11 protein-coding genes and 1 tRNA gene are annotated in these 13075 nt (G+C 60.9%); 3 read left to right on the top strand and 9 right to left on the bottom strand.

Annotated features, from left to right (window positions below; translation table 11 throughout):
- Positions 1–132 precede the first annotated feature (132 nt).
- Positions 133–3459 (bottom strand): PAS domain S-box protein, encoded by a 3327-nt coding sequence (locus ABIA45_RS22865; protein ID WP_404653760.1) that lies wholly within the window; start codon positions 3457–3459, stop codon positions 133–135.
- Between the two features lie 675 nt (positions 3460–4134).
- Between ABIA45_RS22865 and ABIA45_RS22860 the strand changes: the two genes are divergently transcribed.
- Together ABIA45_RS22860 and ABIA45_RS22855 are read left to right on the top strand one after the other, a co-directional pair.
- Positions 4135–4569, top strand: coding sequence for a phasin (locus tag ABIA45_RS22860; RefSeq protein WP_157287940.1), 435 nt, complete (start codon positions 4135–4137; stop codon positions 4567–4569).
- Positions 4570–4845: 276 nt separating this feature from the next.
- A tRNA-His gene (locus ABIA45_RS22855) sits at positions 4846–4922 on the top strand.
- Positions 4923–5054: 132 nt separating this feature from the next.
- Here the strand turns inward: ABIA45_RS22855 and ABIA45_RS22850 are convergent.
- Entirely contained in the window at positions 5055–5846 is a 792-nt protein-coding gene (locus tag ABIA45_RS22850) for a hypothetical protein (RefSeq protein WP_404653757.1), read from the bottom strand.
- A gap of 238 nt (positions 5847–6084) precedes the next feature.
- Between ABIA45_RS22850 and ABIA45_RS22845 the strand changes: the two genes are divergently transcribed.
- The gene (locus tag ABIA45_RS22845) at positions 6085–6543 is read left to right on the top strand and encodes a hypothetical protein (RefSeq protein WP_404653755.1); all 459 of its coding nucleotides are present in this window, start codon (positions 6085–6087) and stop codon (positions 6541–6543) included.
- 38 nt (positions 6544–6581) lie between these two features.
- Here ABIA45_RS22845 and ABIA45_RS22840 read toward each other — a convergent pair whose 3' ends face one another.
- From ABIA45_RS22840 to ABIA45_RS22810, 7 genes are all read right to left on the bottom strand, one after another.
- The gene (locus ABIA45_RS22840; RefSeq protein WP_404653753.1) at positions 6582–8705 is read right to left on the bottom strand and encodes a hypothetical protein; all 2124 of its coding nucleotides are present in this window, start codon (positions 8703–8705) and stop codon (positions 6582–6584) included.
- Positions 8706–8812: 107 nt separating this feature from the next.
- Positions 8813–9187: a hypothetical protein gene (locus tag ABIA45_RS22835; RefSeq protein WP_404653751.1), complete on the bottom strand. Its 375-nt coding sequence runs from the start codon at positions 9185–9187 to the stop codon at positions 8813–8815.
- A 95-nt stretch (positions 9188–9282) separates the two neighbouring features.
- Complete coding sequence (locus tag ABIA45_RS22830; protein WP_404653749.1) at positions 9283–9600, bottom strand: hypothetical protein; 318 nt, start codon at positions 9598–9600, stop codon at positions 9283–9285.
- Between the two features lie 275 nt (positions 9601–9875).
- On the bottom strand, positions 9876–10712 hold the full coding sequence (locus ABIA45_RS22825; protein ID WP_404653748.1) for a hypothetical protein: 837 nt from the start codon (positions 10710–10712) through the stop codon (positions 9876–9878).
- 4 nt (positions 10713–10716) lie between these two features.
- Positions 10717–11070: a hypothetical protein gene (locus ABIA45_RS22820; RefSeq protein ID WP_404653746.1), complete on the bottom strand. Its 354-nt coding sequence runs from the start codon at positions 11068–11070 to the stop codon at positions 10717–10719.
- A complete protein-coding gene (locus ABIA45_RS22815; protein WP_404653745.1) occupies positions 11067–12620 on the bottom strand; it encodes a hypothetical protein in 1554 nt (517 codons plus the stop codon). Before ABIA45_RS22815 ends, ABIA45_RS22820 begins: the two co-directional genes overlap by 4 nt.
- A complete protein-coding gene (locus tag ABIA45_RS22810; protein ID WP_404653744.1) occupies positions 12617–13069 on the bottom strand; it encodes a hypothetical protein in 453 nt (150 codons plus the stop codon). The genes ABIA45_RS22815 and ABIA45_RS22810 overlap by 4 nt, the downstream gene beginning before the upstream one ends.
- Between the last annotated feature and the right edge of the window lie 6 nt (positions 13070–13075).

Here is a 13075-nt window from a genome sequence, read left to right as displayed (position 1 = left end):
GGCCAACCTCTCCCGCTTGCGGGAGAGGTCGACGCGAAGCGTCGGGTGAGGGCTCTTTCCTCTCGGGGATTGTCCCGTCGTGGAGACACCCTCTCCCCGACCCTCTCCCGCAAGCGGGAGAGGGAGAACACCTCACGCCCCCGCCAGCGCTGGCGCGAGCACCACCTCGATCAGCGTGCCGTGGCCGGCGCTCTTGATGTTGAACCGGGCGCGGTTGGCTTCGACCAGCGCTTTCGTCAGCGACAGGCTCAGCGCCGAGCTGTCGGCGGCATCGCCCGGCGGCGGGGTGCGGAACGGCTCCATCGCGGCGGCGACTTCGCGCTCGGAAAGGCCATGGCCGGTGTCGCGGATGCGCAGTGCGATCTCGCCGCGATCGGTCAGCGCGGTCGAGACGATGACCTGGCCGCCGGCGCTGGCGAGCCGGATCGAGTTCGAGATCAGGTTCATGGTGATCTGCCGCATCGCGCGCGCATCGACGCTCACCTGCGGCAGCGCATGGGCGAGCGAGGTGCGGATGATGATGCGCTCGCGGTTGGCCTGCGGCTGCATCACCGTCACGCAGGCCTCGACCAGGTCGTTCAGGTTCAAGTTCGCGAAATTCAGCTCGAGCTTGCCGGTCTCGATCCGCGACAGCTCCAGGAGGTCGTCGATGATGGCGATGACGCGCTCGCCGGAGGCGCGGATGTCCTTCATGTATTCGCCGTAACGCTCGTTGCCGAGCGCGCCGAAGCGCTCGGAGATCATCACCTCGGCAAAGCCGATGATGGCGTTGAGCGGCGTGCGGATCTCGTGGCTGATCCGCGCCAGCATGTCGGCCTTGGCGTTGGCCGCGCCGTCGACGAGGCGGCGGGCCTTCGTCAATTCGCTCTCGCCCTTCTTCGCGTGCGAGAGATCGCGGAACACGGCGAAGAAGTTCGGCCCGTCGGGCCGGGTGCGGCCCATGATCATCGCGAGCGGAATGACGCCGCCCTTCTTCTCGCGGCCCAGCACCTCGCGGCCGTGATCGAGCAGGCTGGAGATGTCCTGGCTCTTCAGGCTTTCCAGATAATCGGCGACGATCTGCTGGCTCTCGGGGGCGAACAGCGTCAGCAAATTCTGCTGCAGCAGCGCCTCGCCGTCATAGCCGAACAGCGCCTCCGCGCTGCGGTTGCAGGCGTGGATGTTGCCTTCGGCATCGAACATCACGATGCCCTCGGCCGTGGTGTCGAGGATGGCGGCGAGATCCTCGGCATCGGCATCGCCGGCCGCGGACTCTATGTCCGCGGCGTCAGGCTCTGCTGCGGCGACGGTCTCTGCGGCGGCAGGCGCGGCGATCGGCGCCGCCTGCGGCAGCGCGCAGATCAGCGCATGCGCGGTGTCGCCGTCCCAGTCGATGGTGTGGAGGTGCGCTTCCGTCGTCGCCAGCGGCGCTTCGCCGTTCGCGACCGTCGCGCTGATCGTCACAGGCGTGCCGCCTTGCGTGGTGCTGCTGGCCGCCGACACGCCCGGCTCGACATAGAGCGCATCCAGCCCGCCGGCATGCTCCAGCGCGTTCAGGCTGTCATAGCCGATGCGCGCGAGGAAGGCGGGATTGGCGTAGAGCAGGCGGTCGAGCCGGTAAATCAGGATGCCCGTCGGCAACAGGTCGAGCAGTGTGCGGTCGCGCGAGCTCATCCCGCGCGGCGGCGGTGCGGGCTCGGTCAGCCATTCGGCTGCGGCCTGCGGCGGCTCCGGCTCCGATGCTTCGGCGCTGATCTCCGCCACTGGTCCGGCCGCGTCGGTCGTGATGGTCTCGCGCTCGCGTTCGAGCCGCTCGGACAATTGCCGCGCGAGCTCGTTGAACGCGCTGTTCTCGACCGGCGTCAGCGTCGGCGGCCGCGTATCGCCGACGACGCGGAACGGCACGACATTGGGAGGCGTTTCCACGGGCGTGTCCAGTTCGGTTGGGTGTGAAGTCACGTCGCTTGTGGGCTCTGGCAGGTCGGGTTCGGATTGCGGTTCGGGCTCGGCTTGCGGCTCAGGCTCGGATGGCGCGATCGGCGGTGCCTCTGCTTCGCCCTCGGCCACTGTTTCCGCCGCCGCTTCAGGCTCGGCCTCCGCATCGGACGCGACGGCCTCAATGGAGCGGCCCTGGGGCGGCGCGTCGACCAGCAGCTCGAAGCGCCTGAGCGCCTCGAGCCGGTTGAGCGCGTCGAGATCGCGGCAGACGCCGAAGCCGCGGAAGCCGGCGAACTGACGGTTGCGGTCGTAGACCGGCAGGCCCGCGAGCTCGACCGGAATGTGCTCGCCGCCGTCGGCCGGCCAGTTCACTGTGATGCCGGCCCAGGTATCCTTGCTTTCCAGCGCCTTGGCCACGCGGCCCTCGGGATCGAGCGAGAATTCCGCGGCGATCTCGCGCCAGGGGCGGCCGAAGCCGGCGGCCGTGTGCATGCCCATCAGGCGGATGAATTCATCGGAGCCGAGCACAAAGCGGCCCTCTTCATCCATCTGCCAGAGGAAGCGGAGCGGATGCTGACGCGGTGCGGGCGGCTCTTGCTGGCCCGACTGCTGGTCTGAAGTCGGCTCGACCATGCCTGCATTGATCGGCGCGGGCTGCGGCGACACAATGGCTTGCGGCTGGTTTTCAACCGGAGTTTTGGCCGCCGCGGGGACGACCGGCTCGGGCGTCGGCGCAATCGTCTCGGCGGGTGGTTCGGCAGGCTCGGCGAATGCGTCGAACAGCGCGATCGCAGACGGCGCCTCGTTCGGTGCAGGCTGTGCGTCCTCCAGCACCGCGGCCGGAGGCTGCGCGGGCGTCACGTCGGGCGCGGCCTCGCGCGCCGCCGTGGCGGCGGCCGGCTCGATCAGCGCGACCAGGCCGATATCGGCGCCGCTGCCGACCCGCTGCAGCACCATCTGGCCGATGCCAACAGGCGTCGCGGCGCGGCCTTTTGCCAGCGCATCGCTGCGGGCGCGGTCGAGGCCGGCCTCGAATAGATCGCGAAAGCCGAGCAGGGAGCGCGCGGCCTCGCTCGCGCCGACGAACAGCCCGTCGGGCGCGAACGCCGCCATCGGCACCTTGGCGCCGGCGACCAGCCGATGCAGCCGCTCGACCAGCGGCATGGTGCGCAGCGTCGGGTCCATCGCGATGACCAGCACCGCATGGCCGCCATCGGCAAAGTCGAGCCGCGCGCAGCCGCAGGTCATCAGCGCCCCTAACCGGGCGCCGAAGCCGCGCAGCCGCTGCAGCCGTATTGCGCCGTTCGCCGGCAGCTGGGGGGCGAGCCTGACGATTTGGCGGCGGTGGCTGTCGGCGGGGCCGAACACCTTGTCCGCGAGGCCGGCGCTGTTGGCCGCGCCAAATAGTTTGGCGCCGACCGGATTGGCCCACAGCACGCGCGCGCCGTCGGTCGACCACAGCCAGACCGGCAGGGCAGAGGTCGCATGCACGGCCAGCCGCGGATCGCCCACCCCTCGCAACTGGAAATCCGAACGCGTCATCAGGCCAGCTGCATCTCACGCTTCACGAGTGGCGGCTGCCGGGAATGACAGCCTTAAGAAAGGGTTAGTATCGCCCGGAAGCCGCGACCAGGTCCACGGCCCAAAGCCCGCAAGCTCTTCCCAAGCGGCGATAACCTTAATCCTGCCAACCCCGCAAGCCGAGCCGACGTTGCATCCAAGGGATTCGAAGCGGAGGGCATAGGCGCGCGCAGCACTCGCGGTGCCCATCCTCCCCTGGAGGGGGAGGATCGGCTCACATGAGCGTAGCGAATGTGAGACGAGGTGGGGTGACAGCCTCTCGCCACGGGCGGTCCCCGCGGGGAGAGATCACCCCACCCCGGCTCATATTTCGCTACGCTCAATATGAGCCGACCCTCTCCCTCCAGGGGAGGGTAAAAGCTCGTTGCCCGGCGCATCCCACTACCTCAACCCCCGGTTCCCGACCTCCGGAACCTCACCCATCCCGAGATTAAATTTCGCATCGCACCGCTCTGCCGCGTTGCGATGCACAATGTTGACATGATAGGCAGCCATAGTGCTGGCGCTGGGCGAGCCATCACCTTTGTTTCGCGTTTCCAGTCTTCGTACCCGCTCAATGCGCAGGGCCCATGGTCGGGGCCGGCGGGCGCGCCAGAAAGGCTCACTCCATTTTTTCAATTAGCGTGAGGGACCAACATGACAGGTGCGACTGATCCGTTTTCTGCCTCGATCATCCCGTTCGAGGTTCCCGAGCAGGTGCGTGCGTTCGCAGAGAAGGGCGCGGCGCAGGCCCGCGAGAACTACGCCAAGTTCAAGGACGCCGCTGAGACCCACAACGGCACCGTCGAGGCCGTGTTCACTTCGGCCTCCAAGGGCGCGAGCGAGTACACCGCCAAGCTGGTCGAGTTCATGAAGGCCAATTCGAGCGCTCAGCTCGACTTCGCCCAGCAGCTGTTCGGCGCCAAGTCGCCGACCGAAGCGATGGAGCTGTGGACCGGCCACGCCCGCAAGCAGCTCGAGACCTTCCAGGCCCAGGCCAAGGAGCTGGTCGAGCTCACCCAGCGCGTCGCCAACGAGACCGCCGAGCCGATCAAGGCCAGCGCCTCCAAGTACTACCCTTCCGCCGCCTGAGCGGTCGGATCGATGTAAGCCAGCGAAACCCGGGCCCGAAAGGCCCGGGTTTTTCTTTTGGAAATGGGTCGACCGGGTCGCGCCCAGCACTCCGTCCACCTCTCCCAAAGGGAGAGGTGATCCCGCCCGGCCAATCGACCTTTCTTCGCGCTGAAGAGGGGAAATATCGGGTTCTGCGGCCTTGCCAAATCCGGCCGTTGCACCTAGTTTCCGCCCCGTCCAGCCCCCTCAGGCATCAAGCCTTTTCAGGCAGCCCAAGGCGCGGCGCGCAAGGATGCAGTTGTAGCTCAGTTGGTTAGAGCGCCTGTCTGTGGAACAGGAGGTCGGTGGTTCGAGCCCACCCAACTGTACCAACAACTTCAAGTGCTTAGCATTAGATTGTGTTTCGTCAGAATTCGCTTAGCGGAGGCTATAGCGGAGGATCGAGCCAGATATGAAAGAGCCGCGCCCACGGGGCGCGGCTCTTGGTAGGGCAAGGCTAAGCCTTACTTCAGCATGAGTTCTTTGCCGTGGACGTCCTCATCGATAAGAGTCGATGCAGGCATGAAACGGCTAAAATGTACGAGCGGATTTAGCCGTGCGTTGTATTTGGCAGGGGGATATATCTGCACAGCCGCGATCCTGCAGCGGTGGAGTACATCAAAGTCTATTTCGACGGCCAAGGAGTCCTTCTTTCCGCCGAACCGAATGAAGAAGTCACCTCGCTTGATGTCACCCTCCCTGAAGTATTCTTCGGGATCTTCGATGACAAAGACGCGTCGGTTTCTGGGGTGCAGATCTGGGCGGACATAGGTCCCGCGTAAGATCAAGGTCCAACGTATCTCCTTCGTTGCTTGGGCCCGCGCTTTATGCAGCCTGCTTTTTGCAAGGGCCAGCCGGTCAGCAAACGTCTCCCCAAAGTCTACGCAATCGACCAGTTCGAAGGCTTTGTTTGCATACCCGACGAAAGTGAATGCTGCTTCGCCCCCGAGAGTAATTTCTTCCGTCTCGCCCCGGGCTGCCCGATCGAGCAGTCGTTCTCTCTCATGAATTTGGTCGAGGAGATGATCGTAGTGCCTGTAGAACAGTGCTGCGACGATCGACGACAATACAAAGTTGCGATCCGCGCGGCTTTCCAGCTTATCCCGAAATGCCGTCCATTGTGCTGTCAGGTCTTCTTCTTCCTCAAGCGACTGCTTCAGTAGCTCTAGAACGAGGCAGCTATCTCCTGCGTGGTTAAACCGTAGTAGGTCGATCTCGCCGAGAAGCACGGCCGGCGGGTTAGCAATTCTCTCCATTTCAGAGTCCTTTCGGATGCGGAAGGCGACATGCCTCCCAAAAGAGTCATACGAGCGCTCTCTGCGGTATTTCCGAATCAACGGTATAATAGTAAAGAGGAGAATTATTTTTAGGTTTGAGAAGCAAGTGACTGATAATGCTAGGTTTTTGTTTTTAAAATTCCTCCTTCTCTTTCCTCTACTCCTTGACGGAGTAATTGGCTGGCGGTAGAGAGAAACAGATTATTAGGAGGTGGCGATGGCTCAACTGACTTCGATCCAGATTGACTTCGATATTCATAAGGCCATTGAGGCTGAGCGCCGCGGTTTCGAGGAGCCGCCCTATATTGCTCTGCGCCGTCTTCTTGGGCTGCCGGCCCCCAGAGAGAAGATTGAGCGTATCCGAGCGGAGGATGGGACTCCTTGGTCAGAAGATGGAATAGTCATCCCGCACGGCTCCCTCGCGCGCATGGAGTATCAGCGAGGCGCTCAGGTGTTCGAAGGAGCGTTTCTGAACGGCCGCCTAGTGGTCAACGGAAGGTCCTATGACACCCTATCTGCCGCCGCGACCGATCTTGCGAGAACAAAGAGCGGCAAAAGGACCTCTCTCAATGGGTGGTCCTATTGGAAGGTCAAGGTCCGGGGCGAAGGACCATGGAAGCTCATGCTGGATCTAAGGCGCGCTCAACACCGGGATGACATCGCTAAGCTTGCATGATTTTCGCGGCGCGGCGCCGCGCTCCGGCTGAGTTAGATCTATCTGCGAAGGTTTAGATTGAGTTTTTTCTGATACACGCCAATTCGCTTTTTTGCGCGTTCAACAACATCGCTGAAGTACAATATCTCAGAGTACGTTTCTCCGAGCTGCTGCCTAGAGTTAGGGTCGCGTAGTTCACTTGATTGAAACCACCCTTTCCCGACGGGAAAGGGCGTCCACCCGCCTCCCATCCGCAGCGGATTGACCGTGTCACCTATCAGGTAGCAGTAGAACTTTTTTAGCTTTCCACGGGATTTCGCGGCCAGCAGGTGAGCATATTCTGTCAGATCGCCGATATGGTCATCCATTGGGACACCAGGAGCCTTAAACTCGACGATAATCGCCGACCCCTCTTTGGTGAATAAGGCGATGTCTGGCCGCTTGCTGCCGTTTTCGTCAGCGCGGCGCGCAAGCAGCTCTTGAAATTCTTGATCGATGTCGCTCTCGAAAAGCTTTTCATTCTCGCTCCAGGCGATGTTTGCCAAAGGCAAATCTGAGGCGATGTAATCGTAGTAGTGATATTCCTCGCTCAATAGCCAAATATCATGGTCAGCGAAATCAGCACTGTCCTTCCGCATCGGAAAGAAGATGCTGTGAATAATCTTCTCATCCTTGCGCCGGCCTGTTTTTGCGGCTTGCATCTCAAGATTTTTTCCGCAAGCAAGATCCAGGATTTCGACTATCGCAGCTCGTCGAACGATTAGCTGCGATAAGTTGGCCATATCAAAGTTCTTCAGCGACGACGTGTACTTCCAAGATAGTTCGTTGATCTTGACTCGGAACTCTTCCGAGTCCGGTTCGGCCCTGATGATCTCTTCCTTCAGGCTGAAAATTTCTGCCGTCTCGTCAATGATCCTCTCTTGATATTTTTTCAGAACCCGCTCGACCACCGTGCGCGCCGGTTCACCGTACACGATGCGGGTGGACGTGTCGGCGAGCATGGCTGCGCTGACACCGAATTGATCAATAACTTCCTTGAGGACCTCATCTTTGTTCCAGTCCGCGGGCACGACCATCTGTTGGATTACCGGGTCGATTGCGTCATGGATTGCGCCATAAGAAAGTTTTTCAGAAGAGAACATGTCACCGGTAGGGATCTCCAGCGGAATATTCTCGAAGTCGTCCCGCTGCTCGTTGACCCTTTGATCGAGAAAATCACTTTCGATAAGAACGATGTGGTGATGCCCACTCACAGGATTATTCTGTTCTGTCCGAGTCTTGAGGTAATAAGAGGTGATGTCCTTCACAGGCGAGGATTTGGCGCAAAAGGCTATGGCATTCTTGGGCAGGTCGTATTGGGCTGCATCGAGCTTATAGTGGGAGAGCTTAAAACTCTGATGTGTCCCAAGAGGCTCCCCGGATTTCGGATCGCGCTCCTCTGCCTTAACAGTGCGTTCGAGGGTCACGGAAGGAAGATCGGACCGCTTTAGCAACTCTGTCTCTTTGCCGTTTTTCCAATGGCGCGTAACGAATTTGATTTCGAAGTCGCCAAGGCGAGCATCGAGACCAACTAGCCTTTGGAGAAAGGCCACCAACATTTCCTTTTTTAAGACGGGTGCAGAGAATAGACTGCTAAGCGCTTCACCACGAAAGCTGTGCTCGCGCGCATTCTCCTTAAGCTGAGCCAGCCTTACAGTCGTTCCGATATCATCTTCGTTTCCGACGCTGGGAATAAAATTGTCAGAGTCAATTTGCTTTTGCGGTTCCGCATATTTCATTTCCCGCTTGATGACGCTCGATCCCTGTCGATAGGTGCTCTCAATCGACAGCTGCGAGAAATGATGAAAAAATTGTATGCGGCCTGCGCCCTTGCACTTGCCAATACCGTCGATTGGAAGGTCGTCCTTGTAGGAAGTATCCTTCGTCAGAAACGCTTTGAGCTGATCGTCCCCTAGCCCGCATCCGTTGTCCGTGCAGGAAATGGCCATAGCTTCTTGATCTTCAAGCAAGTTGGCGGCAGAGAATTCGACCTCTACTCCAATCCGGAGGCTGGGAGCGGAAGCATCGTCGTGTTTGCGAATGAGGTAAGAGTCGATAGCGTTCGAAATGAGTTCTTCGAACACGACATAGCGGTTCGAACTCAGTTTCGTGTTTTTTAAGCTGCCCCTGATGTCCAGCGTCATTTTCGGTTCTATTCGATGCCCAAGGACCAACCGTCTTGATCCTTTGTGGTCGGCAATCAGATCGCAAGTCAATACCACTGACCCAGGCATCGTCATTCTCTAAAAAATCACGATGGCCAATTCGGCCAACACCCATCATCCTCATGGCTCCCGGTGCGATTAGTGCACGTCTGATCTAGCAGGCGCTGGCCAACTTTTTTCCAGATCGCGTCGGCTCCGAAAAAGCGAATCGCTTCGGCCTTCTGCATCTCGACGATGCGAGAGCAGCGCGAGCATTCGACACGCAGCATATGGCGCTGGATGTCCGCGAGGCGACATTGCTGGATTGGCTGCTTGGGCTTGCCGGCTGCGCGCGGGTCGTCCAGCAGCGATTGCCAAAGGGCATCGGGGATCGGCTCGGAGGGGGCCGGATCGGGCGCCGACGGCTGCCGCTGCCGCTCCATGATGCCGGCCAGCTTATCGACCTGCTTTCGCGAGAGCATGCGCCATTCTGCCATTCGTCTGTTGCCCATGGCAGAAATTAGAACATAACGGGAACATCAAGTCGAGTCTCTTTCAGAGGGCTGACGCCGACCCTTTAGTCGTCGTTGTCTTCAACCGGCTTCCCTAAGAAGGCCCGCATAATGCCCGCCTTGTCCGGGTTCTTCCTTTCGACCTGCCTCAGCACCGCACCATGCAAAGCGCGATCAAGCATCGTCCAAGTCGGCAGCCCGCGACTTTGCGGATTGCCCAGGGGGTTCTCTTTGGACCCATTCCAGCGGAAGCCGACGCGTCGCTGCTTATCCCACATTCCAATCGCATAGGCACAATCACCGGCCCCCTTATCCAAAACCACGTCCACGAGAGTCCAGCTTGCTTTGGGTGAAACCACTTGGTCAGGCTTAATGTATGACACGACATATCTCCGACGTTACAGCTTGGAATGGCCGTACGTATGAGGCGACGTCGATCATTTGTCAAGAGCCTCTGAAGCGCTGCGAGCCGCCGCTGGGACGCGGGACAGGGGAGCGGCGGCTCGCTGTGCCTGCCACGCCCGGAAAGGAAGAAGGGGCTGCCGGCTGTGTGCTGTTATTGGATGGCACGACCTGCACACTGCGCGCCCCGGCTGGAATGAAAGACCAAGGACCAGCCGGCATGCCCTCCCGAGACCGACAATCGGGAGGGTATTCGCTAAGCAGCCCTGACGCGCTGGGGCTTGCTGCTCTTCGTGCCGGCGAGCTGGACGCCTAGCACTGCCCGAGCATCGGCATTGATGCGGCGCATGATCGGCGCTTCCGCCGCCTCGCTGAGCGCGATCAGAGCCTCCTCTTCCATCTCGCCTTGCAGCAGCTCGGCCTCGATGCCGGCCAGCATCTCTTGCCTCTCCGCTGCTGAGAGCGCGAAGGCGTCCGGCGCCGCATCGACGGCCGCGATGAGCCTCGCCTCCAGAGTCGCAGGATCGAACCAGGCAAGGACGGCCGGCAGCTTTTTTGTGATGCCCTGATCCGACCACGTGTCATTCGCGGAAAAGATCACCTCCAAGCTCTTGCCATGCTCTGCGCTGATGCGAGGTGCGCCGCGCTGCGACAGCGACTTGACGTATTGCGATACCGCGTTCTTCAGATCCTCCTTGGGTATCGAAGCGCGCATCACCTTGATGCGCTCCTGCGTAAGCACTGCATGGCGCTGGCGCAGCCGCAGAACGGCATCGCTGATCGTCTCTCCCGTTCGAGGCGCAGCCTTCACAGGGCGAGCATCTTCTAGGGGGCTGCGGGTCTGGTTCAGCCAAAGTCGCAAAGCACTGTTCAGATCGGCGCGCGCCCGATGGCGAGCACCAAGCTCATCGCGTCGAGCCGAAAGCCGAGCAATCTCGGCTTCGATTTCAGGCGTCACATCACTCGGCGCCGTCCCGAGCGCACGGTTCAGGTCGGATAACCGGCGCTGGGTGGCATTAAGCAGGTCGAATGCCTCATTCTCGGCGTCGACGAGACGGTCCAGCTTTGATTTGGCGCGGGTTGGCAGCTCCATTGGCTCACCTCCGGTACGCCTGTTCGAGAGCCGCGCACCTCTCAGCGTACCGAGCCTCGGCGTCAGACACGCCCGCCACGGGTGCTGGCGGCGTCGTCTGGGGCGGTTTGGCGCCGGCCGGGAGCTGAGCAGGCGCCAGCTGCCTCCACCGGTCTGACAAGCTCCGCTTGCGGTTGTCATAGGCGGTCTGCCGAGCGTCCAGCTCCGCGTCGGCCAGCGGCAGCGATCCGGGTCGGTGTAGTCCGGCCGGCGCGGCGTCCATGATCATCTGCGGCACGCGAATGGTAGCGCCATCCGGGATCACATTGCCGGCAAGCGTGATGCGCTTGCCGTTCTTGTCGAACACTTCGCTCTTCATCTGATCAGTCCTCCTGAGAAGAGATACCGGGAAATCCGCCCGGCTCGGAAATCCATGTTGTCGTCGAGATGGCCGGTCCCGACCCATGCCATTGACGAGTCATAGGCGTACTTGCGCACGCCGACGCTTGTCAGAGCGCCGGCTACCGCATTGGCGATGTCGTCGTGAGCGCCGGGGCCGTGATCGATGCTGTCCTTGCCGGAGCGCGCGACGCGGCGCTCTAGGCCGACAAGCTGCTGCAAGAGCTTGGGGTGGTCGAGCAGATCGACCTTGCGTGAATTTACGAGCGGCAAGAAATCGCGATAAAGATCGGACTTTGGCTTCGCTGCATTCTCATAAGTGATGCCGTGCTCCTTGAAGCGCTCAACAGGCCACTGGCCCGCATAACGGTCGCCCCTCACTCTCGTGATGCCATAGGACTTGAGCAGCTTCGCGAATTCTCCGACAACTTGCTCCGGCGAGAAGGGCGGCTTGCGCTCCCGCAGAGCGTCGAGCGTCGCAATGCCATTCTGCTTGGAAGCGATGGCAAGGGTCATGGAGTCGGCCGAGCCCCCAGACGGGTCGCAGAAGGCCGAGTATCTGACCTTCTCAATCCGGCCGCGCTCATAGACATTCTTCGAGATGCAGGCCTCGACGGCTTCGCGGGTGATGAACGCTTCGATGTCCGCGCGGAACTGGGCGAGATACTCGGCCCGAGCGGAAGCGGCGTCTCGTTCCATCTCGGCATCGATGAAGCTCTGCGGCACGCTTGGGTTCATCCGGCGGGTCGCAGCTTGCCAGACGAGGACCGGATCATGCTCGCGGCCGAAATGCGCCCGATGCGCCTCATAGAGCACACCGCGCCGCGCATAGGGGGAGCTGGCGCATAGCAGCATGGAATTGGGGATCGTGCTCATGCCCGGCCGCAGTGCATTCAGCACTTCATAGTCGGGTTCGGTGCTGTCTTCAGCTCGCCAAAAGGCGACTTCGTCCAATAGGGCGGCAACTAAGGTATAGCCGCGCACTGAGCGGAAGGAGCAAGTCGCGACTTCGATTGATACCGAGTTGGCGAGATCGAAGCCCTCCGCCGTCTCTCGGGTAATGAGCTGAGCCAGCATCGGCACCCCTTTGAGCAGGGCCGCGATGTAACGAAGAATGACGCGGCTCTGCTTCCGGTCGGCAGCAATGACGAGGATTGTCCCGCGCTCGCCGGGAGCCAGATAAGGCCGGTAGTCGAAGAAGGAGGCTAGAAAGACGGCGACGAGGGCGAGAATGAAGCTCTTGCCGGCGCGCCGACCGCAGACAAGCCACGCCTCTCTGGCGATCTCACGCGGCGCATCATTGCGGGACGTGCAATCGCGGTAGATGTCGAGCTGGTCGACATCCATCGGCAGAGCGAAGAGGGCGCAGAGGAAAGCGAGCCATGGTTGCCAGCTCTGCCAATCGTCCTCGAACCACGACGCGAAGAGCTGCGGGTCATGGATGCAGTCGATTATCGAGCCGTCCTGCTTTGATCGGAGACGAGGTATGGGCTTCCTTTGTTCATTGGAAGCCCGATACCTCTGGATCATGCAGCCCTCACTCGATGGCTACCGTTCAGTCGATGCGGATCGTCATCGTCGATGATGCGGCTGCGCAGATAGTCGCGAGGGCTGGCCGGCGTCACGTCTCGCGGCTTCCGCTTGATGCCGAGTTCTTTGAGCAGCCGGCGCAATGAATTCGAGAGCGTCTGGTAAAGCATCAAGTCTTCATTCGACGCCTTGCCCTCGGCTAGGGCGAACTTCATCTCTAGCTGCTCCAGCGCCGTCATGTGGGTAGACGCAGTCCGCACGAGCGCCATCTCGCTCGTGCTGAGACGATCGACGCCGCCAAGATCAGCCGAAAGCAAATCGATGAGATCGCGAAATCTTCGGTAGTATAGAGTGCGCTGGTCCACTTCTTTCGGAAATAGACTTTTGCCGTTCGTGACGCGCGATCGTGCTTTAGTCTTTCGCTGAGTGATTTGCTTGCTTGCAGCCATCTGCAT

Origin of the sequence: Bradyrhizobium sp. USDA 336, assembly GCF_044908355.1 — a bacterium.
Classification (GTDB): Bacteria; Pseudomonadota; Alphaproteobacteria; order Rhizobiales; family Xanthobacteraceae; genus Bradyrhizobium; species Bradyrhizobium yuanmingense.
This window is presented reverse-complemented; position numbering and strand designations above follow the sequence as displayed.